This is a genomic window from Neptuniibacter sp., from assembly GCF_024231755.1.
Taxonomy (GTDB): Bacteria; Pseudomonadota; Gammaproteobacteria; order Pseudomonadales; family Balneatricaceae; genus Neptuniibacter.
The window spans coordinates 1-23,508 of sequence record NZ_JAAEQH010000245.1; the positions used below are offsets into that span (position 1 = coordinate 1).

The window sequence follows — 23,508 nt, forward strand, 5'->3', positions numbered from 1 at the left end:
CATACATCGCAGTTGATGCATTCGTCAGTAATGATTAATGCCATGGGTGGCTACCTCACTCATTAGTTTAAACAGTTACTGGCCCAGGTGCTCAGTCAGGGCCTTAGACACAGACGGATGTACAAACTTGCTTACATCTCCCCCTAGGCTAGAGATCTCACGGATCAGCGTAGAGGAGACAAAAGACAGATGTTCTGCCGGTGTCAGAAATATACTTTCTACGTTTGGTGCCAGGTGTCGGTTCATAGCAGCGAGCTGAAACTCGTACTCAAAATCCGAAACCGCACGCAAACCGCGCAAAATAATGTTTGCGTTCTGTTGCTGTAGTAACTCTGCTAATAGACAATCAAAGCCAACAATCTTAACGTTGCCTAGGTGTGCAGTGACTTCCTGAACCAGCGCAACACGTGTCTCCAAAGGCAGCATTGGCCGCTTTTTAGGGCTTTCTGCAATCGCTACAACTACTTCATCAAATAGCTTGGCAGCGCGTTCAATCAGATCCGAATGGCCATTGGTAATCGGATCAAATGTTCCTGGATATACAGCCGTATTCATATTAGGTTCACAGCACTTGTTGTCTGCTTAGAGTCTATATAGCAAAACTCTAATAAATTAGCATATTCGCAAGTGCGGCATGTTATAGGAATTGTACGGGTGGTACAAATACTATAATGGAATGTGTTGATGTTGATCAGTTATAAAAAATAGATTTAATATTACAAAAGACTATATGTCTTTTATGGTTATTCGTAGAGGTATCGATTGTATGGCATGGGCTCGAATCACAGTAGTTGCGCTGATGATGACAGTATTGGCGGGCTGTCAGACGTTAAAAAAAGTAGATCAGGGTCTGTATCAGGTTGCCGAGTCTGTAAGTGAGCGAGACCGTGTAACTGGCCAGCGTACACTGAGTATGGCGAATCGTTCGGCACAGATTAAGCAGGGCAATGCCTATATCGATAAGTTACTGCAGCAGGAGCAACAGAAAAAACGTCCGATTAATGCCGCTGTGAATCGATCCCAGTATTTGCGACTTGTTAAAGTATTTGACCGGATTCATAAGATCTCTCATCTCAAGCATGAACGCTGGAAGCCGGTTCTAATTAAGCGCGACTCATTTAACGCTTTTACCACAGGTGGTACTTATATAGTTGTGCATTCCAATCTGATGGAAACACTCAAGGATGATGCAGAGCTGGCTGCAGTGATTGGCCATGAAATAGCTCACACGGTGGCAAACCATGTGTATGAACGTCAGACTCATGCTCAGATCAGTGCTCTAGCTGGTTCTAATTCAGCGCGACGTAGTGGTTACCAAGCAGCCTTCACCCATGAAAGTGAAAGAGAGGCTGACCGTGTAGGTATCCTCTACTCGGCGTTGGCTGGCTATGATCCGCTGGCGGCTAGCCGTATCTGGCAACGAAAGTATGCAGAACAGGGAAATGCACGAGCACTGTTCCACCATTCCCATCCGGTAAATGCTGAGCGTTATAAGGAAAACCTGAGGGTGGGTAAAGCGGTGCTGCCTTATTACCAGAAAGGGCGTATTAACCCGAACCACGCTAAATTGCTTGATAACAACGTACTTTGGCGTAAAAACTCGAAGGAAACTGCTGCGGGTGAAGGTGGTGGTGTGGCGGCATTACTGAGTACGGCTCTGGGGGCTTATGTACAGCACCAAGAAGCTAAGCATGAGGAGCGTCGGCAGGGACAACAGGCTCAGTTTGTTAGGTCAGTTCAATCCGCTCTAAAATTGGAATCATCACGTAAAGCGGGGACGCATAAACTGGAAACCCGTTGGCGTTATGCTAAAAATGGTCCCGTGCTTAATAACCTAGTGATGGGGTTATATGTCAAACGTAACGGTAAAGTTGAACGTTATGTGGATCATGTTAAGGGTTATATCAAGCCGGGTCAGGTGTTCGCGGCACGGTTTGAATTACCTAAGAATTTGAAAATAGATGATCTGAAAAAGTATGAAGGTGGCTACTATCTGGATGATGTGCAATCGGTTAGATAGCTGTTTTGTTTGCTTGTCGCTGCAATACTTAACCTTTCTGTAACTCTTTAATTGCCCTGAACTAATATAATGCAGGGCAACTTAAGGAGTTTTCAGGACGTTATGCCACGCAGGACAAAAGAAGAAGCTGAACAGACTCGCCAACATCTTATGGAAACAGCGCTACGGTTGTTTGCTGAAAGGGGGATTTCCCGTACCAGTCTAAAGGATGTTGCAGCAGAGGCTGAATTGACCCATGGGGCTCTCTATTGGCACTTTAAAAACCGTGCTGATCTGGTGGCAGCGCTCTACCATGAGTATCGTCTGCCGCTTGATGATCTGTATATCGATCAACTTCAGTCTGCGCGACAGGATGCACTGCTTTCGCTGGGTGACTTTGTTGCCGATTGGTGTGATCTGGTACTGCACGATGAAAAGTCAGCGCGCATCTGGCGTGTTTTCCATCAGGGTAGTGACTATGAACCAGAGCTAAAAGCGATTGAGGCGGAGATTCACGCTGAGCAACGTGACTGGATTGAACTACTGACAAAAATCATAAAAAAGGCCCGCAAGCAAAATCAGATTGGAGCAAAGCCTTCTGCGAAGAAGGACCCGCTACCCGCCTCGGTTCTTGCTGTGGTTATGGGGAGCGTTGCCAGTGTGCAGCAGCTTGACCCTAAATTGATCGATACAAAGAAACATATCAAACAGATTGTTTCCGGTTATCTCTACGGGTTAAACAAGTCTGAGGTTTAAAGTGGGTTTAACCTACTCTGTTACCTGCTCAGTTTCTGCATCCGATTCCCTGAAGTAAAGGCGATAACTTACCTGCCCTGCCTTCTTCTGACGATGCTCACTCCAGTTTTCAGGAACACCAGGATCCACTAACTCGGACTCTGTTTCTACATAGATGATCGCTCGGTCTGAGAGCAGATTATGCTTTTCTAGTAACTGGCAGCAGGGTTCAACTAATCCCTTATGGAAAGGCGGATCGAGAAAAACCAGATCATAGCGTGGTTCCAGATCGGTTAAGCGGGTTTCCAACCACTGCAGAACATCTGCTTGAATAACTTCTGCATTCTGAGCTTTAAGTTGTTGCAGGTTGTTTTGTAATTGGCGTGCAGTTACTGAATTGATATCAACAAAGGTGATGCTTTCGGCATCCCGTGATAGGGCTTCCAGGCCAAGCGCACCACTCCCACTGAATAGATCCAGGCACTGTGCGCCGGGTACATAGGGTTGAATCCAGTTGAACAGGGTTTCACGCACACGATCCGGCGTAGGGCGTAGTCCATCCACTGCTAAGAATTCCAGTTTTCTTCCGCGCCACTGACCACCGATAATCCGCAGTTGTGAACTGGGAAGCGAGGTTTTCTGACTTGGTCTGCGGGGTGGATTACGACGACCCATAATGTTTCCTTAATGCGTGGGGGTGAGCAGTATATTGATATGCTGATCGGTTTGCAGCGCCTGTTTGGCAAGTTGGATCACTTTTTCTATATCCTGATCCTGAATCTGCTCGATGTATTCTTCCAGTGTGTCGGGGCTCAGATCATAGTAGGCGATCAGGTTCATCGCCTGTACCTGATTTTGATTATCGCGCATGCGCTCTTCCCATTGATAGGCCAGCCGGTTCTGGCTTAACTCCACCAAGTCATCTGTAATGAGTTGCTGCAGTTGAGGTAACAGAGGTTGCAGGTGTTGTTTTGAACTGAGAAGTACGGCTTGATAACCGGTTACGTTCAGAGCGCCCCAGAGCAGACGGTAATCCAGCCCATGTTGGTCTTTGTATTCGGTAAATAGGTCTTGCAGAACCTGTGCCGCCAAACGGTAGGCTACAAACTCTTCGTGATTCCGAGGAGGAATCAGTCCGCCAGTCAGAATACGGTACTGGGAATCACTCGGATTGGTGAGATTAATATCCTGAGCTGCGACTGTTGGAGTCGAAAGAGGTGCAACTTGTGACGTGCTCTCGGTCAGTAGCTCTTCCAGTTGTTCCGCATAATTATCGGCTTCATCACCGCTGATCACATATCGGATCTGTTGAAACTGAGCGTTAAACGAACCTGCCAGTTGCGAAAGTACCGGTGTGCTTTCGTGCTGAATTGAGGAGAAGAACTTATTAATAATTTGTTGTTCTGTTGCTTGGTTCTGCAGATAGTCCCTTGCCTCTATGGTTTTAAGTGCTTCCTGCCAACGGCTGGTTTCTACGGGCTGCTGTAATGCTGTAAGAATATTGTTGATATCTGGCAGGGATTGCTCAGCTGCCCACTTAAGGTTTAGCTCAATACGGTCCTGTCTAGGGGTTACCGAAAAACTGTACGCAGGGCTTGCGTTATCGCGTAGACGTTTCTGCAGAATCTGAGCTTTTAGTTGTTGTAGCTGGCGCTGATTTTCGTTCAGTGCTGGCCGTGCAGGAAGTAGCATGGTCAAGGTCAGAGGCTGCCCATCCAGCTCCATCCAATAGATGTTTTTGGCATCGTTATGCTCAATATTCTGGTATTCCACCGCTTTAGGTCCTAACGAGGAAAGTATCAAGATCGCTAACAGGCTGAACCACATCAGCGCATTGATCTGTTTACGACTAAAAAAGGGGCGGTACTGATTTTCCATAAGGGGTAGTCTCTGAGCCAAAGCACTGTGATAAGATACCAGACTTTGTTGGCGAGCTGCTGTTTTTAGTAATCGCTTTTAGTAAAAAAAGATGAGTCTGAGCGATGATTTCACTGCAGGAAATGTTTATTGAAAACGGCTGGGATACAAGTCTTATCTCCTATGCTGGTGCAGCTATATCGCTTGGCGTGATGATTGCCATCTATTTATACGTTAATCGTGACGATTTTCTGGACTGAGTCCGGAACAGATAAAGATTTAGACCTGTGGCTATAGAGCGGCAGTATTGAGGAAGTTAAATGTTTAAAAAACTGAAATCCATGTTTGGTGGCTCTGCTGAAGAAGCGGAGAAGCAGTTACCCGAACAGGAGAGCCCTCAGCGGGAACAAAGCCCTCAACTAGAGGAGAGCCCGCAGCCGAAAGACAGTGTTGAGGCTGAGGTAGTTGAGAAGGTTGCAGATGAAACACCTGAACAGGCTACCGCTGAAATATCAGCAGATGAAGCCGCTGTAGAGGAACGTGCCGCAGAGCCAGAACCTGCAGTTGTGCCGGAAGAAGCTCCTGTTGAGGCAGCTTCTGAACAGGTTGTTGAGGTTGCACATGAACCAGAACCGCAGCCAGAATCGCACCTAGAAGTACAGCCAGAGCCTGAAGTTAAGCAGGAAGAGGCGCCGGTAGAGAAAAAGGGCTTCTTTGCTCGTATTAAGTCGGGTCTAAGTAAGACAAAAGAGAACCTGACTGAGCAGCTGGGTAATCTGTTCCTGGGCGCTAAAGAGATCGATGATGATCTTCTGGAAGAGATCGAAACTCTGCTGCTGATGGCAGATGTAGGTGTTGAGGCAACAACCGAGATTATTGAACGCCTGACCGATAAGGTTGCTCGCAAACAGCTGGGTGATGCGCAGGCGTTGCAGGAAGCATTAAAAGCTGAGTTGGCGGACCTTCTGCATCAGTCAGAGCAACCTCTGGAGATTGATACCAGTAAACAGCCATACGTCATTCTGATGGTGGGTGTAAACGGTGTGGGTAAAACCACGACCATCGGTAAGCTGGCGAAAAAATTCCAGAAAGAAGGCAAGTCAGTCATGCTGGCTGCAGGTGATACTTTCCGTGCTGCGGCAGTGGAGCAACTGCAGGTGTGGGGAGATCGTAACGATGTGCCTGTTGTCGCTCAACATACAGGGGCGGATTCAGCATCTGTAATCTACGATGCGGTGCAATCTGCACAGGCGAAGGGGATTGATGTTCTGATCGCTGATACTGCAGGTCGCTTGCAGAATAAAGACAACCTGATGCAGGAACTGGAAAAGGTCGTGCGTGTTACGCAGAAACTGTCCCCAGAAGCGCCTCATGAAGTGATGCTGGTGCTGGATGCGGGCACCGGTCAAAATGCACTAAGTCAGGCGAAAATCTTCAAAGACAGTGTTGGCGTAACAGGTATCTCTCTGACCAAGCTGGATGGTACAGCGAAAGGTGGTGTTATCTTTGCTATCGCTAAACAGCTGGACCTGCCGATCCGCTTTATCGGTGTGGGTGAACAGATCGATGATCTACGCCCGTTTAAATCCCAGGAATTCGTTGACGCGCTGTTTGATTAAGCGCGCAAGGCAGGTGTGAAAAGCTACCTATGATTCGCTTCTCTAACGTCAGTAAACGTTACCCCGAGGGACACGATGCTCTGCGTGATGTGAACTTTACGCTGCAGAGAGGCGAAATGGCTTTCCTGACCGGTCATTCCGGTGCCGGAAAAAGTACTCTACTTAAGCTGATCATGCTGATGGAACGTCCTACGCGAGGCCAGGTGATGGTCGCCAATCAGGATATTGCACAGTTTAGTCGTGATGATATCCCTTATCACCGTCGTCGCATTGGCGTAGTGTTTCAGAACCATCAACTGCTATTCGATCGGACTATCTTTGATAATGTTGCCCTGCCGCTAAATATCTCCGGTTATGATCCTGATGACACCGGTAAACGTGTCCGTGCAGCCCTAGATAAAGTGGGTTTGCTACATAAAGAGAAGTTGAACCCTATTACTTTATCCACAGGTGAGCAGCAGCGTATCGGCATTGCCCGCGCCATTGTCCATAAGCCTCAAGTACTGCTTGCCGATGAGCCTACAGGTAACCTTGATCCCAAACTGTCTGCGGAGATCATGAGCTTGTTTATGGAGTTTAATCGTCATGGCACTACAGTACTGATAGCGAGCCATGATCTGGCGCTGATCTCACGTATGGGGCACCGAACAATGATTCTGGATCAGGGGAGGATGCTGCGCGATGGCTTCTAACCGGGAACCAGGCAAACCACCTATTCGTGGTGCAGTACGCGAGCAACGTCCTCAGCCTGCAGCGCCTACGGCACCAGCTTCATCCAAAGGTGCAGCTAAACACAAAATTGATCTGGCGGCACATAGCCGTAGCTGGCTGCGCCATCATAAAATCACGGCCCGTGAATCCTTTCGTCGTCTGCTATTGACGCCGCTGCCAAGTCTGATGACGCTGGCGGTTCTGGCTATTGCCCTGGCGCTACCGGGTTTGATGTTTGTTGGACTGAAAAATGTGCATCAACTGAGTGGAGACTGGAAGGGTGATCCGCGCATCTCGCTTTATCTGCAAAAGACCCTGAGTGATGCGGAGTCCGAGGCATTTAGCCAGAAAATGCTGCTACGGCAGGATTTGATCGCTGTGGAGCTAGTAACCAAAGATCAGGGATTGCATGAATTCCAGAAAATCTCCGGTCTAAGTGATGTGCTTGAATTTCTCGATGACAATCCACTGCCTGCAGTTGTGGTGGTGCAGCCGGTAGATAATCAGAAACAGGCGCTGATTAAACTACAGAATGAGCTGCAACAGCTCGCAGAGGTCGATGAGGTCGTATTAGATATGATCTGGGTTGAGCGGCTGGCCTCTTTTGTCGAGCTGGCCAACCGGGTGGTTCTTGTTTTAGGTGCACTATTAGCGCTGTCTGTGTTGCTGGTGGTCGGCAATACAATCCGTCTCTCAATTGAGAACCGGAAGGATGAAATCCAGGTGTCGAAACTGGTCGGAGCTACCGATGCATGGGTTCGTCGCCCCTTTATTTATACGGGCTTTTGGTTTGGCCTGCTGGGGGCTGTTATCGCCTGGCTCTGTGTTCAGGTAAGTTTACTGCTTCTGGCTGAGCCTGTAGGGCAACTAGCTGCTTTGTACGAAAGTGGTTTTGTTCTGCAAGGGCTGGGTTTCAGTGATAGCCTGTTTCTTGTAGCGGCAGGTGTTCTGCTGGGGTTATTCGGAGCAAAGCTAGCGGTTAGCCGTCATCTGCGGGATATCGAACCGAAATAGTCCTGTCATATTTGCGTTTTATCTTTATCTCCTCTATATTTTTCGGTCCGCTGCGTTAATTAGCAGTATTTTGTTTGAACTTTTGTATTGGATATAAGTCATATCTGCGACGTTTTGCAGAATGATGTGAGGTATTAATGGGCACTAGCTTACAAGTTGTTGAAAACCTTTCTCCTGGCCAGAATTTGGATGCGTATGTACAGACTGTTACAGCGATTCCGGTTTTGAGCGTTGAAGAGGAACGTTCTCTGGGTGAGCGCCTGCATTTTGATGGTGACGTAGAGGCGGCCCGCCGCTTGGTTATGTCACACCTGCGTTTTGTTGTTCACGTTGCAAAAACTTACTCCGGTTATGGTCTGCCTTTGGGTGACCTTATCCAGGAAGGTAACGTGGGCCTGATGAAAGCCGTTAAGCGTTTCGACCCAACCATGGGTGTACGTCTGGTTTCATTTGCAGTGCACTGGGTAAAAGCCGAGATGCACGAATTTATTCTACGTAACTGGCGTATCGTTAAAGTTGCGACAACTAAGGCTCAGCGTAAGTTGTTCTTCAACCTGCGTTCTAAAAAGAAGAGTCTGAGCTGGATGACCAACGATGAAGTAAATGCCATCGCTGAAGATCTGGGCGTAGAAGCTAAAACTGTTCGTCAGATGGAAGGCCGTATGGCTTCCGTTGATACTGCTTTTGATGCGCCGGAAGGTGCTGATGATGAACAGGCAGCTTGGGCTCCTGCTCACTATCTGGAAGATAAGAGCGCTGATCCGTCGCTGCTGGTTGAAGATTCTAACTGGGAGCAGGACTCTCAGCGTCGCCTGATGATGGCAATGGAACAGCTTGATGAGCGTAGTAAGGATATCCTGGCGCGCCGTTGGTTGACCGATGATAAATCCACACTGCATGAGCTGGCTGCCGAATACGGCGTTTCTGCTGAGCGTATAAGGCAGTTGGAGAAGAGCGCGATGAAGAAGATTCGCGTCACCATGGAAGCATAAGCTTCATTTTGCATAAAAAAGCCGCTGATTAGCGGCTTTTTTATGCCCGCTTTATAGTGGGAGAGATTGCTATTTATCGATGTCTGCACGATTAAATTAGTTTCTCCTTTGTGCCCTTCGGTAACTGTACTATTTTCGGTATAATCCCTGCTCGTTTGATATGGATTCCCTATGCAAAAAAAGAGTTTGTTGCTGATAGCGGCAGTCAGTGGTTTTTTAGCCGTTGTTTTGGGGGCCTTTGGTGCCCATGGCTTGAAAAGCCAACTGGAACCGGCTCTTTATCTGGTTTATCAGACCGGAGTGGAGTATCAGTTCTATCATACCCTTGCTTTGCTGTTTTTGGTGCTTACGCCTCAATGGGTTGAAGAGAAGCCTTTACGTTGGGCAGGTGTGGCTTTTAGCCTGGGGATCCTTCTGTTTAGCGGTAGCCTTTATCTTCTGGCTATAACCGGAATACGTTCACTTGGGGCGATAACCCCGATCGGTGGCGTCGCATTTCTGGTGGGCTGGGGCTTATTGGCTTACGCCGCAATTGTATCTAACAGGAGATAAATCAATGCAGATTCAGGTGAATGGTGAGATGCTGCAGGTGCAGGATGGTATCACCCTGACTGGTTTGGTTGAACAGCTTGAATTAGGCGAAAAACGTATCGCTGTTGAGCTTAATCTGGAAATTATTCCGCGTAGTGAACATGTAGAAACTGTACTCAAAGAGTCCGACAGAGTAGAGATTGTTCATGCGATTGGTGGTGGTTAATACCATCGGAACGCCAGAGTAGAACTATTACATTATTAAAAAATTGGGATGCTTCATGTCACAGCTAAATGATCCATTGGTTATTGCAGGTCAGAGTTTTAATTCACGTCTGCTGATCGGCACAGGTAAATATAAAGATCTGGAAGAAACCCGTCTGGCAATTGAAGCCAGTGGCGCTGAAATTGTTACCGTAGCTGTGCGTCGTACTAACATCGGGCAAAATCCTGATGAGCCAAATCTACTGGATGTGGTATCGCCTGATAAGTACACCATCCTGCCAAATACAGCGGGTTGCTTTAACGCTGCCGACGCAGTGCGTACTTGTAAACTGGCGCGTGAGTTGATGGATGGCCATGATCTGGTGAAGCTGGAAGTACTGGGTGATCAGAAAACCCTGTACCCGAATGTGGTCGAGACCATTAAGGCTGCTGATGAACTGGTTCGTGATGGTTTTAAGGTAATGGTTTACACCAGTGATGATCCAATCGTGGCGAAAGAGCTTGAAGATCTAGGTTGTGTGTCCATTATGCCGCTGGGTTCAATGATCGGCTCTGGTTTGGGTATCCTAAACCCGCATAACATCAACGTGATTATGGAAGATTGTAAAGTTCCTGTGCTGGTTGATGCGGGTGTAGGTACGGCTTCAGAAGCAGCCGTTGCGATGGAGATGGGTTGTGAAGCAGTCCTGATGAACTCTGCAATCGCGGGAGCACAGAACCCAATCCTGATGGCTTCAGCAATGAAGAAGGCGGTTGAAGCGGGTCGTGAAGCTTTTCTTGCGGGTCGTATGCCGCGTAAAAAGTATGCAAGTGCATCTTCTCCGATGGAAGGTACAATTGTAGGTAAGTAATTGTAGGTAAGTAATGCTATTTCTGCGGAAGCAGGAATCTCTAACAACGGGTTAATCCGGCAGCCTGACTGATTTGGTCAGGCTGCTTTGTTTTATCAAGGTCAGAACAGATGTCAGAAGAGAACAACCTCGAACAGCAATCCCCTGAATCCACTTCCGAGCAACCGTCTGAGCAGAAACATATGCGTACGGTTAAGAGCTTCGTTCTGCGCGCAGGTCGTATGACAGAAGGGCAGCAGAAGGCGATGGCAGATGTGTGGCCGCAGATGGGGCTGGAATTGGAGCAGGGTAAGCTTAATCTGGCGGAGGTGTTCGGCCGTGAAGCGCCTGTCGTTCTCGAGATTGGCTTTGGTATGGGTGATTCTCTTGTGGAGATGGCAAAAGATCAGCCGGAAAAAAACTATATAGGTATCGAAGTACATCGCCCAGGTGTTGGTCGCTTGTTGAGCAATGCAGAAAAGGAAGGTCTGGGTAATATCCGCGTCTTTTGTGATGATGCGATCGAGGTTCTGGCCCAGTGTATTCCTGATGGATCTTTGGATTGCATTCAGCTGTTCTTCCCTGATCCGTGGCATAAAAAACGTCACCATAAGCGTCGTATCGTGCAGCCTGAATTTGCTCAGACCCTGCGTAACAAACTGAGGGTTGGTGGTGTGTTCCACATGGCGACGGATTGGGAAAACTACGCGGAACATATGATGGAAGTGATGAGTGCCGCTGAAGGCTATCAAAATGTTGCAGGTGAAGGTCAGTACTCACCGCAGCCTGAATGGCGCCCGGTTACCAAATTCCAGAAACGTGGTGAGCGATTGGGTCACGGGGTCTGGGATCTGATGTTTGAGAAAACAACTTGATTCTTCTGAGATGAATTTACGTAGTTTTACGTAAGGGAAGCTATTTACTTCAGTAAAAACCGGTATGTTTAATACCGGTTTTTTTGTTTAAGCTGTTTTAAGTTTGTTTACTTGTGGTCTTGAAGGTCCCTTGTTTACTGGGATTTAATTATCTTTACATGTTTGAAAGTTGTTGGGTATTATTCGTTACATAATAATCACGGCCAAGTTAAAAATAGATGTCAGACTTTCCATACCAGTATGAAAACCTTCTGGTGCAACAGGTTGCCCAGAGGGAACTGATTACATGCCGCCCTGACGATAAGGTAGATCTTGCCGTCGAGCAGATGGCTGCGCATAACATCGGTTGTGTAGTGGTAACCAAAAGCGATAAGCCAGTGGGTGTTATTACTCGCCGGGATATTATGCGTCTCACCCTGGCGGATCTGGATCTCTCTTCAGTTGCTGTATCGGAGGGGATGTCTGCTCCGGTAAGAACCATTAACTGTAATGAAACCGTTGATGATGCAGGTCTGATATTTCTATCTGAAGGTTTTAGGCATCTTGTTGTAGTTGATGACGCAGAACTGCTTTGTGGCATTATCTCTGAGACGGATGTGGTCAACAGTCAGGGTATGGAACACGATCTGTTTCTACGTTCTGTATCAGAAGTGGTAAACCGTGATTCTCTAATTATTCCAGATACCGAAACAGTCCGAACGGCTATTGAACGTCTGCGCAGTACAGGTAACTCTGCAGCTCTGATTACCTGTGGGGATAATGTCACAGGTATTATTACTGAGAACGACATGATCACCCGCCTTGTTGCAGGGGGGATAGATAAGCCTCTTTCCAGTTTCAAATCCAGTGCGTTAGTGTCAATTGATCATGACATCAGCCTGTATAACGCCCGTAAAATTTTTCGCCAACATCGTTTCCATCATCTTGGGGTTAAGCGGCCTAATGGTGACGTACTGGGGCTAATCTCCTACAGCGATATCCTACGTAACGTAGAGATGGATTATGTCTATCGCCTTAAAGAGTTGCTGAATGAGCGTGATAGAGCTTTGGAGCTGTCACAGCATAATCTTCGTCTCGCTGACAAAGTGATCGAAACCTCAATGGAGGCGATTGTTGTTACGGATCGGAATGCACGTATTCAACGGGTGAATCCTGCTTTTTCTGAAATCACCGGTTATGAAGAGTGGGAAGTTCTGGGTAAAAACCCAAACATGCTCAGCTCTGGTCGTCATGATGAAGAGTTCTATCAGGTTATGTGGAACTCGTTGCAGGAAAAGGGGAGCTGGCAGGGAGAGATCTGGAATAAACGTAAGAATGGCACAATCTACCCGGAATGGCTGAGTATCACAGCGATTGAAGATGATAGTGGCGAGATCTGTCAGTATGCCTCCATCTTCTCTGACCTAACTGAGATTAAAAAATCAGAAGCGCGTATAAAGCGACTGGCGTATTTTGACGAGCTGACTCGACTCCCAAACAGGAAGTTGTTTGGTGACAGGCTTAAATTATCATTGGGCTATGCTCAAGAGCATGATCACCGTGTTGCCCTAGCGTTTCTTGATATGGACTTCTTCCAGCGTGTTAATGATCGTTTTGGCTTGGAAGCTGGCGACCAGGTGTTGCGTGAGATGGGCAAGCGTATTGAAGGAATTCTGGAAGAGGGTGATACCGTTGCCCGTTTTGGTGGTGACTCCTTCAATATGATTCTTACTGATGTAGAAGATAACACCACAGTCAGTGAGTTTCTTAATCGTCTGCTGAACACAATCAATCAGCCAATAATGGTGGGAGCTGAAGAGATAAAGCTCACCGTTAGTGTGGGTGTAAGTTTCTTTCCAACAGATGCGACAGAACCTGAAGAGCTGTTCCAATGTGCTGAAGCTGCAGTAAAACAGGCTAAGGATTTTGGGCGTAATAGTTTCCGTTTCTTCTCCTCCGAACAGCACCAGCAAGTGCAATCCCGCTACCGTATGGCCAATGATCTGCATCAGGCTATTCAGACCAACCAGTTTGAGCTTTATTACCAACCTAAGGTTGCTGTGGCGGATAAAAAAGCGGTGGGTGCTGAGGCTTTGATACGTTGGAAACACCCGTTAATGGGTTATATCTCTCCGGCTGAGTTTATCCCGTTGGCAGAGGATTTAGGCTTGATTGATCAGATCGGTCATTTCGTACTCTGTGAGGCGGTTGATCAATGTTCAAAATGGCTTGAAGCGGGCTATGAAATTCCGATTGCTATCAACGTTTCAGCAAAGCAGATGCAACGTAGGGATATGGCGGAAGAGATTATTACGGCTCTGGAAGAGAAAAAACTGCCTCCGCATTTGCTCTCAGTTGAGTTAACAGAAACCAGCTTCCTGCATTGCCTCGAAGAGACTAGTGCGACAATAAATCAACTTCGTGAGGCGGGTGTTGCGATAGCGATTGACGATTTTGGTACCGGTTATTCCAGCTTGAGCTACATCCGCAATATGTCATTGGATGTGTTAAAGATAGACCGTAGTTTTCTTATGAATATCGAAGACTCCCCCATGGACAGGACTATTGTTTCTTCCATCATTCACATGAGCCAGGCGATGGGCTTGAGTGTGGTTGCAGAGGGTATCGAAGCAGAAACCCAGTACGCAATATTGAAAGAGCTTAACTGTGATCAGATTCAGGGTTATATGATTGCACGTCCGATGCCAGCAGAAGACTTTCTGTATTGGTATAAGAAGAATTAAAAAAGGCCAGAAACAAACTGTTACTGGCCAAACCCTGAAAGGATTCAGGTGAGCTTCTGACAAAAAATGGGGTGAGCCGGAATTATTCCTCCGGCTGGGGAATTGTTAGTGGCAGCCCTTACCTCGCTTGTGGCGTCCGCCATCTTCAAAGCGGTTATCCATTTTTTCCTGCCATTTACTCTGTAGTTCATTGAACTCTTGTTTCTGGGAGTCAGTTAATACAGAGTAAAGTTCCTGTTTATGCTCTGCTTTCTTGATAACCATTTGCTTTGCCTGTTCCTGCGCTCTATGCACTAAACTGTCCAGCTTTGCCTGATAATCAGCGGCATTTGGGTCCAGCTGCATCAGCTCTTTACGGATCTCTCGTCGGTTCTGCATAGCGTCCTGCATATGCTGTTTTTTATCCTGCATAGATGCCGACAATTGCTGTTGTTGCTCAGGAGTCAGGTCCAACTTCTCCGCCAAGTGTTCCATACGGTGTTCCATATGATGCCCGCCTTTAGCGTGTGCGACAGTGAAACCTAAACCTGCTACGGCGATAGTTGCTGCGGTTATACCTGCTAATAACTTCTTACGCATTGTTCTGTCCTTAATGTTGCTCGTTTGATGTTGCCCATTGTGGTTGATGTCACTGATAAGTTGGGTTGAGGCGATGTAAAGTTTGGTAAATGCGTTTTCTGTTGGCAGCTTTAGCGTAGGAAACCCATTATTATTTCAGTGTGGATAAATTTCAGGATCGGAATCATGACTGATAAACAACGCCTGCTAATGGTTGATGATGATGTAGAGCTCTGTGAGCTATTGGGGGATTACCTGATCAATGAAGGATTTCAGGTAGAGTTCGCCCATGATGCCGAGCAGGCTGCTGAAAAACTGCAGCGTGCAGAGCGGTACGCGCTCATGATTCTGGATGTGATGATGCCAGGAAAAACCGGACTGGAATTGTTGCAGGAGATCCGTCCTAAAGTGCAGATCCCTGTGATTATGCTAACCGGCCGAGGTGAAGATATTGACCGCATTCTTGGATTAGAGATGGGTGCGGATGACTATCTTAGCAAGCCTTGTAACCCTCGAGAGCTGTCGGCACGCATTCGAGCTGTATTGCGTCGTGCAGAACCTCAACAGCGTACAACGCTCTTTCCTGACCGGCCTGTGGAAGTGGCGGGTATTCATCTTGATCCTGGCTTGCGTGAGGCAAGTATTCAGGGTGAAGAGCTAGAGCTGACTGGTACTGAATTTAATGTTCTGGCTTATCTTCTGGCAAATGCCGGTTCTGTTTTAAGTAAAGAGCAGTTAACAGAGCTGGTTCTTCACCGAAAGCTTGCTGCTTATGATCGCGCGATAGATGTACACGTAAGCCGTGTACGTCAGAAACTAGCACAACAGTTTGCTGATCAGGAATTGATTAAAACCATCCGTGGGGTTGGTTATCAGTTTGTGCGGAGCGAATAATGAAGTGGTATAAACGCCTGTTCTGGAAAATCTTTGCCTCCATATGGGCGGTGAGTCTTCTTGTATTAGTTGGAACCATTCTGGTTATCGGACTGGTGAAAGAGAAGGACCGTTTTAAAGAGGTGATCACCGCTAAAGCTGAAGGCTATGCGGAGTTAATGATAGAACGTTATGAGCGTAGAGGCTTTGAGAGCCTTCGCCCTTTGCCGTCTCGCCCCTCTCGGGATGAGTTCCGATCATTCCGGGATCATGATAGAAGGCCGCCACCACCTCATCATCGTCATCCGCGCTTCAGGGATATGTGGAGCGTGGCGGATCGTGTGCTGATAACCGATCTTAAACTAGGCCAGGATGTGGTTTCAGGTTCCATGTTGGCCTGTGATGAAGATGATAAATTCAGTTTCAATCTGCGTTCTGAGAGCGGCCGCCTCTATCAAGTAGATCTGGATCAGAGTTTCAGGCGTTCCCCTGTAGCGCATATGCTGAATACCATCCTCTCAGTACAAATGGTATTGATCCTTCTGGTTTCGGGTCTTGGTGCACTTTTAGTCTCTACGATTATCGTGCGCCCTTTAAATCGGCTGCGTGAGCACACTCAGGCGATCTACAGCGGTGAACTTGACCGGCGTACCGATGAGCCGCTCCATAAGCGTGGCGATGAGTTAGGTGAGTTGGCCCGTGACTTCGACCGTATGGCCGACTATGTTCAGCAGACGATAAATTCTCATCAACGTCTAATGCAGGATGTTTCCCACGAACTGAGAGCACCGCTGGCACGCCTGCAGGCTGCAGCGGGTTTGGCGGAACAGAAGATGGGAGAGGATGACAAGGTTGTTGCCCGGATAAGCCGTGAATGTCAGCGCCTCGACCAGTTGATTGGTGAGATCCTATCGCTTTCTCGCCTTGAGCAAGAGGAAGTTTCTGGAGAATCCGTAAAACTTGCGGAGTTGCTGAAAGAGATGGTCGATGATGCTCGCTTCGCCTATCCGAAACGAACCTTTAACCTGCATCAACTCAGTGATTGTTCAGTTAGCGTAAATAGAAAACTACTGGAGCGAGCTCTGAATAATATTCTGGGGAATGCCTGCAAGCATACCGCTGAAGATGTGGAGATTGATCTGTCTGTGGATAAAGCCGATCAGTGTGTCGTAGTTATCCGTGATCATGGACAGGGTGTGACTGATGATCAGCTATCTCAATTGTGTGATCCTTTCTTCCGTGGCAATAGTCAAAATGAAGGTTACGGATTAGGGCTGAGTATTGCTCAGCGAGCGATAGAGCGCTTGGGCGGTGAGCTAAGTCTTAGAAATCATCCTGATGGGGGATTGGAAGTTCGGATTGGGGTGCCTTGTGAGAAGGGATAACTCTTCCTTTGTTTTGGTAAGAGTTATTTAAGAATAGGCCTTTCGGCCCTCAAGGGAGAAATGCTCATTTCTCCCTTAAGGATCCCTCTGCAGCCCAACTGCTAGGTTGGCTTTGCCAACTTCCCTGCGCGTTTCGATTTTTCGTGAGGCTGCGGAACTCGTCACTCCGTTCCTCAGACAGTCCTCGCCTTTCATCACGAAAAATCTGCAATGCTCGGCTGCGCAGATCGGAGGTTTTGGTGCCATTGTTTTGGTTCGGGTTTCAGAGATTAAATACGGCACGGTGATGATCCCCTCTGTGCAGCTGAGTATCGCAGTTTGAACCAGACATAAGAGCTTGTTTGTTTGAGGAGCAAAGTGACGAGTTTACAAGCTCGCTGGGTCAAATGAGAAACGCAAGGTATCGGGCGGAGCCCGACAAGTAGTGGGGCTGCAGGGGATTGATAAGGGGAGCTCAGTAGCGCCCCTTATCTTCGCCTTCGGCGAATAAGATGTTTTCTGCTGAAGGCGAGCTTGCATGCCGATAGTATGCAAGTAAATCAGAGAACATAAGAATCACCGTTGAAACGGATAAAGATGCTGAATCTTCAGAATCGAACTTAACTCCTCCAAGGCCGCATAAATTTCCCGTGCTAGATGAATATCCCTAAGATCATCTGCACTCAATCGATCTCTGTAGTGCTGATTAACCCACTGCTTCAAACGTTGGTAGAGAGCTTCATCCAGCAGAATGCCGGGGTATACTGCGTCTAACTCCTTTTCTGTAATGGGAACAGCTAAGCGTAAACAAGCAGGTCCACCGCCGTTATTCATACTCTGTCTGAGGTCCAGAAAGGTGATTTCACTCACAGGGTTATCTTCTGCCAATATACGATCACAAATCTTATTAGCAGCAGGATTTTCCCGACTATCTTCTGGGGCGATCATCACCATATCCCCAGAGGGTTTTGTAACCAGCTGGCTATTGAACAGGTAGCTGGCAATGGCTTCGTCAAGGCTTAGATCTTTACTGCCGACTTCAAAGATAACCAACGGTTTATTCCAGCTTTCACTAAGCTGTTTTAACTGTTCAATGGCCTGTGCTTGAGAGGAGAAGGTTTGTTCATGCAGTAGCAGAAAATTGCTTTGCCCCACTGCGACTACGTCGTTATGAAATGCGCCGTGTTGAATCGCTTCCGGATGCTGTTGTAGCAACAGAGATTTATTTTGATGGATCTGGTGACGGCGGATCAGACTTTCACAGGCGAGTTTACTCTGTCTAGCGGGGTAGTGGCCTGATTGTTTCTCTGTTGCTTCTCGCCCATAGATAAGCAGGTTTATAGCGCCTTCGCCATTAGGGTCGGAGAGACGGATATGATTGGCAGCACCTTCATCAGAAAACTCATATTGTGTCGGCAGTGGAGGATGATGGGTAAACAGCACGGGCTCATTGAAACAGTGTTGCAGAAAGAAACCATTTTCGATGGCTTCACGGGAGCGGTGCAGGGTGCTTATAAGGTTTGCTGGGGTGAAGTGTAGCTTGCCATCTGTACTATCGGCAGAAGCGGTAACTGTAGCTGAGTTGGCTGCCCACATTGATGACGCAGAGTAACAGGCTTCTAGTAGGTGTGGAGCCTGTTTGTATGCTGCGCTCAGCATCTGCTCTGTTGAACCTGTAAACCCAGCACTATGCAGCAGACTCAGGTCAGGGCGTTGTTGCGGTGGCAGTAAGCCTTGGGGAATACCTATCTGGTGTAGATGCCACATCTTCTCTAGCCCTTGCAGTGCTGCTGCGCGGGGAGATGAAACCTCTCCTTTATGTTTGGAAGAGGCAATGTTGCCGAGGGCTAGGCCTCCATAATTGTGACTAGGGCCAACCAGACCATCCAGATTCAGCACGCAATCGAGAGTACTGTCCTGAACACGGCTCATTTGTCGATCCAGATATGATCTTCAATATGGATTCCGGGGGGTAACTCGTCGGGGAAATCCATCTGTTCGGACTGCATTGAGGCAACGGGGTAGGCACAGTAGTCGGCTGCATACCAAGCGCTAGGGCGGCTGTTACCGCTGATACCTGTTCCACCAAATGGTCTTGCGCTGGATGCGCCGGTTAGAGGGCGGTTCCAGTTAATCAGGCCCGCCCGCACATGGCGCTGGAAGTATTCGAAGACTTTAGGATCATCACTGAGAACCCCGGCAGAGAGGCCGTAACGGGTATGGTTTGCCAGCTCGGTTGCATGGCGGAGGTCTTTCACCCGGTAAACCTGCAATAGAGGGCCAAAGTATTCGTCATCATCTGGGTTATCTATTGCAGTACAGTCTATCAGGCCGGGACTGAGCATGGCGCTGCGGTCGCTGAAGCGCTGCATCATTATCAACGGTTCAGCGCCTTGTTCTACAAGCTTCTCCTGAGCATTAAGCATCATGGTTAGGGCGTTCTGACTGATCAGTGAACCCATGAATGGAGGTGGTTCCTGATTGTAAGTACCCACTTCTATCTTTTGCACAGCTTTCGTTAGGTGTTTGATGAACTGGTCGCCATCTTTCCCTTCGGGGACAAGAAGGCGGCGGGCACAGGTGCAACGTTGTCCTGCGGTAATGTAAGCAGATTGAATGGTGTTGTAGACCGCCGCGGCAAGATTATGAGTCTGAGTGACCAGTAACGGATTATTCCCCCCCATCTCCAATGCCAGAATTTTTTCTGGATGGCCCCCAAACTGCTGATGCAGATAGCAACCGGTGGCAGCACTGCCGGTAAAGTAAAGTCCGTTAATGGACGGATGTCCGGCGAGTGCTGCACCGGTCTCTCTGGTGCCCTGTACCAGATTCAGTACCCCGTCTGGCAGTTCTGCCTTCTGCCAGATATGTAACATGAGCTCTGCTGTTCTCGGGGTGAGTTCGCTAGGTTTGAGTACTGCCGTGTTACCCGCGAGTAAGGCAGGCATGATATGCCCGTTGGGCAGATGTGCAGGAAAATTGTAGGGACCAAAAATCGCAACGACACCGTGTGGGCGATGGCCGAGAATCGAGCGTACGCCATTTGTGGTGCTTTCTTCGGTAGGGCAGCGTTGTTGATAAGCTTTGATGGTGAGTGCCGCTTTGCCTTTCAGCGCAGCCACTTCAGTTTTGGCTTCCCATAGGGGTTTACCAGTTTCCTGACCAATAGTATCTGCTAATAGTTCGGCGTACTGGTCGATCAGTTCGGTGAAGTGGATCAGGTATTGTGCGCGTTGCTTTAGGGTAAGTTCAGACCAGTGTGGAAAGGCGCGGATTGCTGCAGTAACCGCCTGATCGACCTGGTCATCGGTAGCGGAATAGCCGTGCCAAATCCTTTCGCTGTTACCTGGGTTGAGTGATTCCATCTCGTCACCATTCCCCTGTATCCATTCACCGTTAATGAACAGTGAGGCTTGTGGATTCATGGTCGTCTCCCTTTAAGTTCAACTATACGGATGGTGTCACCATCTTTAACTTGCAATGCATCCGCTACTGAATCACTTATCTCTGTAATGCCTTGTCGGTCTTCTAATTGGCTCAGGCAACAGCGAAAACCTTCTTCCTGTGTATTGCTGAGTAGATACCAATTTTGTGGCTCCTGATGTTGCAGATCAGCGATAACTCTCGCTTTAGCATAGCGGCTTTCGCGGATAGCGCGGATCTTTTGCAGCGGGGCCGTGATCGTGGGACCTGCGTCGAAGATGTCCACATAGTTTTCAAAGCGAAAGCCTTCATTTTCTAGCATCTTCCGGGCGGGTTCCGTATTGGCGTGAACCCGCCCGATCACATCCTGCGCTTCCTGTGGTAACAGATGGATATAAATGGTGTATTTCGGCATCAGTTCGGCGATGAAAGCCTTGTTGCCTGAACCGGTTAGGTAATCTGCCTCAGAGTAGTCCATAGCAAAGAATCTGCGGCCTAAGCCTTCCCAGAAGGGGGAGCGGCCCTGATCATCGGAAAACCCTCGCATCTCCGCGATAACACGTTCAGAGAAACGTTGTGGATGTTCGGCCATAAACAGGAAACGACTTTTAGAAAGAAGGCTGCCATTGTTTGAATGTCGGTGCTCGGGTTTAAGGTAGAGGGTGCAGACTTCTGAACAGCCTGTGTAGTCGTTGCATAGGTAGAGGGTGTTGAACTGATTATGGATCTCCAGTTCGCGGGAGGCATGTACCACTGTACCTAAGCGGTAGTGATACCAGGGAGATTCAAGCCCGACTGATGCCTCAATGCCCGTGGTGCCGACAACGCTGTTGGTTTCAAGGTTAACTAGAACAAACAGATAGCTCTCCGGGCCACATTTTTCTATCTGTTGCTCCAAGGCATTCAAGCTGCGCTCAATCTTTTCAGTAAGCAGCTCTAAGTTCTCGGGCAGCGAGGTAAAACCGGGGCCTGATTCTACAGCGATCTCGTGTAGTGTTTCCAGGTCGGTTAATGCTATAGGGCGGATGTAATACATAGCTCAAACCCTCCTAACGCGTATCGGTACTCTCAAAAATTTTATCGGCAGATGCTGCAACAAAGCCCTGATATAAATGACCGTCTGCTAATGGATAGCGTAGTGCAAATTCGTAGTAGCAGCTGGGGATCTCGGCGCTCTGGTCGCTGAAACTGACTTGTACTTTGTTAGCGCGGGTAGACGATTGCGCCAGATATTCATCGGGCCCGCCTTTTACAAGTCCTCCTGCATCATTCAACTCAAAGCCCTGTTCCTGGAGGAATTGATTAACCTCTTCGATGCTTTTATGTGAACTTAGACGATTGACCAGAATGGTGAAGTGGTTCGGGCGGAAGCCAAAAGCAGCTACCCAAGCTGCGTATTCGCTTTGCTGAAGTAGCTGCTTGTACTGGTTGTAACTCAATGGCCAGTGACGTCCTGAATAGCAGAACCCGGGACTCTTAAGGCTGTTGATGTCGATATGACTTATTAGGTCATTTACTAGGTCCAAATTTTCTTCGTTCAGCGATTTTGTCAGTAGTTGGCTTATAAAGACTTTGGGTAGTTCCGGGTCATCATGCTGGAAGTGCTGCGCATAGAGATTTTTTACCGGAAAGTGATATTCGCCACCACACTGGTAACCAGCATTGATAAACGGTTGTGCAATACGTTGTAGATTGACCGCAGGAAGGTCGAATGTGCGTAGGGCGATGTGATCATTGACCACTTCAGGATTACGTTCACTGAACAGCTGGTGGATCTGATGTGCTTCTGGGTTGAGTAGAAGGTAATCCATCCACATCTCATCAAGGAACTCGAGCAGTTCTGATTTGTTCATCGCTTTGCTCTCCCTTGATTGTTGGCCTGTGTGGTATGGCTAAAAGGCAAGCCATGATTTGCGAGGTGGAACAGGATCAGTGCGCTGAGTTTTGCTCGGCTGGTTAGACTGTTTAATTCAACGTATTCATCACTGCTATGGATGTAATTGCCGTGAACGCCCAGTGTGTCTACATTGGGCAGGCCGGCTGATGAGAGATTATTGCCATCGCAGCACCCGCCAGTTGCAACCCATTGCAGTTCTTCGCCGATATCCAAAGCGCAGGACTGAACCAGTTCATATAGGGCTGTATGGGCAGGATCAAACTGTTTGGGCATACGCCCAAACCCACCGTGCAGTTCTACTTTGTAGCCATTCCTCTGGCTAAACATATACTCAATCTTTTGCAGCTGTTGTTGGCACCAATCCGCATCCTCCTTGGTTTTTATGCGGATATTGAATTTCAGGACTGCCAGATCTGGTACCTGATTAGTGGTTTCTCCTCCTTTCAACATGCCTACATTCAGGGTGAGTTCCGGGCGTTGGCCATTTAATTGATTAAGTTGCAGTATCAGTTCTGCTGCTAGTGTTAGGGCATTGCGACCTTTCTCTGGCTCCCTGCCGGCATGTGCAGCACGACCATGAATTGCAAAGCTGAAGTTGCCGCTGCCTTTTCGCTCTCCTGCCAGATTGCCATCCGGTAAAGCGGGTTCGTAGATTAATCCCAGATGATGTCTGTGGGCCTCTTCTGTAAGAATCTCTGCAGAGCCGGGAGAACCGATCTCTTCATCCGGATTAAGCAGAACTGTCCAGCCGATATGGCTCGCATGAGGATGTTGTTCCAGTAGCTGCAGGGCGGAAAACATGACTAGAATGCCTCCTTTCATATCTGCCGCACCGGGTGCATTGAGCCTGTTATGACAAGTATGGCTAGCTTTTTGAAATGAACTATTGATAGGAAAGACTGTATCCAGATGCCCTGTTAGTAAAATCTGTACAGGCGCTTCCGGTCTCTTCCGGAAACGCCACAGATCTCCCAAAGGCTTAGCATCTATCTGCCCGTCAAAACCCATTCTCTGCCAGGGTGGAAGCTTTATATGCTGATGTTGATCACTGATGGATGTGAACATTTCAGCGAACAGTTTTCCAACCTGATTAACCCCTTTAGGGTTTAGAGAGCTGCTGTTTATTTCGGTTAGATGAATAAGCTGAGCAACTTGATGCTTATGCTGTGTGTCGAGTTTGTTGAGCAGCCTTTGTTCTTCCTGACTGAGTTTGTGATGTTGATCGTACGCGGCATAACCCATAGCAACCTCCTGAGTTGGAATCAGATTTCCAGCAGAAACC

23 protein-coding genes are annotated in these 23,508 nt (G+C 48.1%); 14 read left to right on the forward strand and 9 right to left on the reverse strand.

What is annotated here, in order from left to right; translation table 11 throughout:
- Positions 1–75 precede the first annotated feature (75 nt).
- On the reverse strand, positions 76–555 hold the full coding sequence (coaD, locus tag GY843_RS13110) for a pantetheine-phosphate adenylyltransferase (protein WP_297310359.1): 480 nt from the start codon (positions 553–555) through the stop codon (positions 76–78).
- Between the two features lie 175 nt (positions 556–730).
- Here coaD and GY843_RS13115 point away from each other — a divergent pair, with 175 nt between their 5' ends.
- Both GY843_RS13115 and GY843_RS13120 read left to right on the forward strand, forming a co-directional pair.
- Positions 731–2,020: a M48 family metallopeptidase gene (locus GY843_RS13115; RefSeq protein WP_297310361.1), complete on the forward strand. Its 1,290-nt coding sequence runs from the start codon at positions 731–733 to the stop codon at positions 2,018–2,020.
- Between the two features lie 102 nt (positions 2,021–2,122).
- Positions 2,123–2,755: a TetR family transcriptional regulator gene (locus GY843_RS13120; protein ID WP_297310363.1), complete on the forward strand. Its 633-nt coding sequence runs from the start codon at positions 2,123–2,125 to the stop codon at positions 2,753–2,755.
- 12 nt (positions 2,756–2,767) lie between these two features.
- Here GY843_RS13120 and rsmD read toward each other — a convergent pair whose 3' ends face one another.
- The gene (gene rsmD / locus GY843_RS13125) at positions 2,768–3,409 is read right to left on the reverse strand and encodes a 16S rRNA (guanine(966)-N(2))-methyltransferase RsmD (RefSeq protein WP_297310364.1); all 642 of its coding nucleotides are present in this window, start codon (positions 3,407–3,409) and stop codon (positions 2,768–2,770) included.
- Positions 3,410–3,418: 9 nt separating this feature from the next.
- On the reverse strand, positions 3,419–4,612 hold the full coding sequence (locus GY843_RS13130; protein ID WP_297310366.1) for a hypothetical protein: 1,194 nt from the start codon (positions 4,610–4,612) through the stop codon (positions 3,419–3,421).
- A gap of 104 nt (positions 4,613–4,716) precedes the next feature.
- On the opposite strand from GY843_RS13130, the gene GY843_RS13135 reads away from it, so the two are divergent.
- The 10 genes from GY843_RS13135 (at position 4,717) to GY843_RS13180 (ending at position 14,111) form a co-directional block, all read left to right on the forward strand.
- Positions 4,717–4,851, forward strand: coding sequence for a hypothetical protein (locus GY843_RS13135; RefSeq protein ID WP_297310368.1), 135 nt, complete (start codon positions 4,717–4,719; stop codon positions 4,849–4,851).
- Between the two features lie 60 nt (positions 4,852–4,911).
- A complete protein-coding gene (gene ftsY, locus GY843_RS13140) occupies positions 4,912–6,210 on the forward strand; it encodes a signal recognition particle-docking protein FtsY (protein ID WP_297310369.1) in 1,299 nt (432 codons plus the stop codon).
- Positions 6,211–6,239: 29 nt separating this feature from the next.
- Positions 6,240–6,902, forward strand: a complete 663-nt coding sequence (gene ftsE, locus GY843_RS13145; protein WP_297310370.1) for a cell division ATP-binding protein FtsE — start codon at positions 6,240–6,242, stop codon at positions 6,900–6,902.
- Entirely contained in the window at positions 6,892–7,935 is a 1,044-nt protein-coding gene (gene ftsX / locus GY843_RS13150) for a permease-like cell division protein FtsX (protein ID WP_297310371.1), read from the forward strand. The genes ftsE and ftsX overlap by 11 nt, the downstream gene beginning before the upstream one ends.
- Positions 7,936–8,072: 137 nt before the next feature.
- Positions 8,073–8,927, forward strand: a complete 855-nt coding sequence (gene rpoH, locus GY843_RS13155; protein ID WP_297310374.1) for an RNA polymerase sigma factor RpoH — start codon at positions 8,073–8,075, stop codon at positions 8,925–8,927.
- 171 nt (positions 8,928–9,098) lie between these two features.
- Positions 9,099–9,479: a DUF423 domain-containing protein gene (locus GY843_RS13160; protein WP_297310376.1), complete on the forward strand. Its 381-nt coding sequence runs from the start codon at positions 9,099–9,101 to the stop codon at positions 9,477–9,479.
- 4 nt (positions 9,480–9,483) lie between these two features.
- Positions 9,484–9,684: a sulfur carrier protein ThiS gene (gene thiS / locus GY843_RS13165; RefSeq protein ID WP_297310378.1), complete on the forward strand. Its 201-nt coding sequence runs from the start codon at positions 9,484–9,486 to the stop codon at positions 9,682–9,684.
- A gap of 55 nt (positions 9,685–9,739) precedes the next feature.
- Positions 9,740–10,534: a thiazole synthase gene (locus tag GY843_RS13170; RefSeq protein ID WP_297310380.1), complete on the forward strand. Its 795-nt coding sequence runs from the start codon at positions 9,740–9,742 to the stop codon at positions 10,532–10,534.
- A 110-nt stretch (positions 10,535–10,644) separates the two neighbouring features.
- On the forward strand, positions 10,645–11,388 hold the full coding sequence (trmB, locus tag GY843_RS13175) for a tRNA (guanosine(46)-N7)-methyltransferase TrmB (protein ID WP_297310382.1): 744 nt from the start codon (positions 10,645–10,647) through the stop codon (positions 11,386–11,388).
- A gap of 218 nt (positions 11,389–11,606) precedes the next feature.
- The gene (locus tag GY843_RS13180) at positions 11,607–14,111 is read left to right on the forward strand and encodes an EAL domain-containing protein (RefSeq protein ID WP_297310384.1); all 2,505 of its coding nucleotides are present in this window, start codon (positions 11,607–11,609) and stop codon (positions 14,109–14,111) included.
- Positions 14,112–14,216: 105 nt separating this feature from the next.
- On the opposite strand, the gene GY843_RS13185 is transcribed toward GY843_RS13180, so the two are convergent.
- On the reverse strand, positions 14,217–14,690 hold the full coding sequence (locus GY843_RS13185; protein WP_297310386.1) for a Spy/CpxP family protein refolding chaperone: 474 nt from the start codon (positions 14,688–14,690) through the stop codon (positions 14,217–14,219).
- 165 nt (positions 14,691–14,855) lie between these two features.
- On the opposite strand from GY843_RS13185, the gene GY843_RS13190 reads away from it, so the two are divergent.
- Both GY843_RS13190 and GY843_RS13195 read left to right on the forward strand, forming a co-directional pair.
- Positions 14,856–15,563, forward strand: a complete 708-nt coding sequence (locus tag GY843_RS13190; protein WP_297310388.1) for a response regulator transcription factor — start codon at positions 14,856–14,858, stop codon at positions 15,561–15,563.
- Positions 15,563–16,927, forward strand: a complete 1,365-nt coding sequence (locus GY843_RS13195; protein ID WP_297310391.1) for an ATP-binding protein — start codon at positions 15,563–15,565, stop codon at positions 16,925–16,927. The genes GY843_RS13190 and GY843_RS13195 overlap by 1 nt, the downstream gene beginning before the upstream one ends.
- A gap of 555 nt (positions 16,928–17,482) precedes the next feature.
- Here the strand turns inward: GY843_RS13195 and GY843_RS13200 are convergent.
- The 5 genes from GY843_RS13200 to GY843_RS13220 form a co-directional block, all read right to left on the reverse strand.
- Positions 17,483–18,838 carry an N-succinylarginine dihydrolase gene (locus tag GY843_RS13200; RefSeq protein WP_297310393.1) on the reverse strand — a complete coding sequence of 452 codons (1,356 nt, stop codon included), beginning with the start codon at positions 18,836–18,838 and terminating at the stop codon, positions 17,483–17,485.
- A complete protein-coding gene (gene astD / locus GY843_RS13205) occupies positions 18,835–20,331 on the reverse strand; it encodes a succinylglutamate-semialdehyde dehydrogenase (protein WP_297310395.1) in 1,497 nt (498 codons plus the stop codon). The genes GY843_RS13200 and astD overlap by 4 nt, the downstream gene beginning before the upstream one ends.
- Complete coding sequence (gene astA / locus GY843_RS13210; protein WP_297310396.1) at positions 20,328–21,365, reverse strand: arginine N-succinyltransferase; 1,038 nt, start codon at positions 21,363–21,365, stop codon at positions 20,328–20,330. The genes astD and astA overlap by 4 nt, the downstream gene beginning before the upstream one ends.
- 13 nt (positions 21,366–21,378) lie before the next feature.
- Positions 21,379–22,182: a DUF1338 domain-containing protein gene (locus GY843_RS13215; RefSeq protein WP_297310398.1), complete on the reverse strand. Its 804-nt coding sequence runs from the start codon at positions 22,180–22,182 to the stop codon at positions 21,379–21,381.
- A partial coding sequence (locus tag GY843_RS13220; protein WP_367183849.1) for a hydrolase occupies positions 22,179–23,508 on the reverse strand: 1,330 nt, incomplete at its 5' end. The genes GY843_RS13220 and GY843_RS13215, both read right to left, overlap by 4 nt.

Coding starts and splice junctions, on each gene's coding strand:
- coaD (WP_297310359.1), bottom strand. CDS start 555: ATGAATACGGCTGTATATCCAGGAACATTTGATCCGATTACCAATGGC.
- GY843_RS13115 (WP_297310361.1), top strand. CDS start 731: ATGTCTTTTATGGTTATTCGTAGAGGTATCGATTGTATGGCATGGGCT.
- GY843_RS13120 (WP_297310363.1), top strand. CDS start 2,123: ATGCCACGCAGGACAAAAGAAGAAGCTGAACAGACTCGCCAACATCTT.
- rsmD (WP_297310364.1), bottom strand. CDS start 3,409: ATGGGTCGTCGTAATCCACCCCGCAGACCAAGTCAGAAAACCTCGCTT.
- GY843_RS13130 (WP_297310366.1), bottom strand. CDS start 4,612: ATGGAAAATCAGTACCGCCCCTTTTTTAGTCGTAAACAGATCAATGCG.
- GY843_RS13135 (WP_297310368.1), top strand. CDS start 4,717: ATGATTTCACTGCAGGAAATGTTTATTGAAAACGGCTGGGATACAAGT.
- ftsY (WP_297310369.1), top strand. CDS start 4,912: ATGTTTAAAAAACTGAAATCCATGTTTGGTGGCTCTGCTGAAGAAGCG.
- ftsE (WP_297310370.1), top strand. CDS start 6,240: ATGATTCGCTTCTCTAACGTCAGTAAACGTTACCCCGAGGGACACGAT.
- ftsX (WP_297310371.1), top strand. CDS start 6,892: ATGGCTTCTAACCGGGAACCAGGCAAACCACCTATTCGTGGTGCAGTA.
- rpoH (WP_297310374.1), top strand. CDS start 8,073: ATGGGCACTAGCTTACAAGTTGTTGAAAACCTTTCTCCTGGCCAGAAT.
- GY843_RS13160 (WP_297310376.1), top strand. CDS start 9,099: ATGCAAAAAAAGAGTTTGTTGCTGATAGCGGCAGTCAGTGGTTTTTTA.
- thiS (WP_297310378.1), top strand. CDS start 9,484: ATGCAGATTCAGGTGAATGGTGAGATGCTGCAGGTGCAGGATGGTATC.
- GY843_RS13170 (WP_297310380.1), top strand. CDS start 9,740: ATGTCACAGCTAAATGATCCATTGGTTATTGCAGGTCAGAGTTTTAAT.
- trmB (WP_297310382.1), top strand. CDS start 10,645: ATGTCAGAAGAGAACAACCTCGAACAGCAATCCCCTGAATCCACTTCC.
- GY843_RS13180 (WP_297310384.1), top strand. CDS start 11,607: ATGTCAGACTTTCCATACCAGTATGAAAACCTTCTGGTGCAACAGGTT.
- GY843_RS13185 (WP_297310386.1), bottom strand. CDS start 14,690: ATGCGTAAGAAGTTATTAGCAGGTATAACCGCAGCAACTATCGCCGTA.
- GY843_RS13190 (WP_297310388.1), top strand. CDS start 14,856: ATGACTGATAAACAACGCCTGCTAATGGTTGATGATGATGTAGAGCTC.
- GY843_RS13195 (WP_297310391.1), top strand. CDS start 15,563: ATGAAGTGGTATAAACGCCTGTTCTGGAAAATCTTTGCCTCCATATGG.
- GY843_RS13200 (WP_297310393.1), bottom strand. CDS start 18,838: ATGAGCCGTGTTCAGGACAGTACTCTCGATTGCGTGCTGAATCTGGAT.
- astD (WP_297310395.1), bottom strand. CDS start 20,331: ATGAATCCACAAGCCTCACTGTTCATTAACGGTGAATGGATACAGGGG.
- astA (WP_297310396.1), bottom strand. CDS start 21,365: ATGTATTACATCCGCCCTATAGCATTAACCGACCTGGAAACACTACAC.
- GY843_RS13215 (WP_297310398.1), bottom strand. CDS start 22,182: ATGAACAAATCAGAACTGCTCGAGTTCCTTGATGAGATGTGGATGGAT.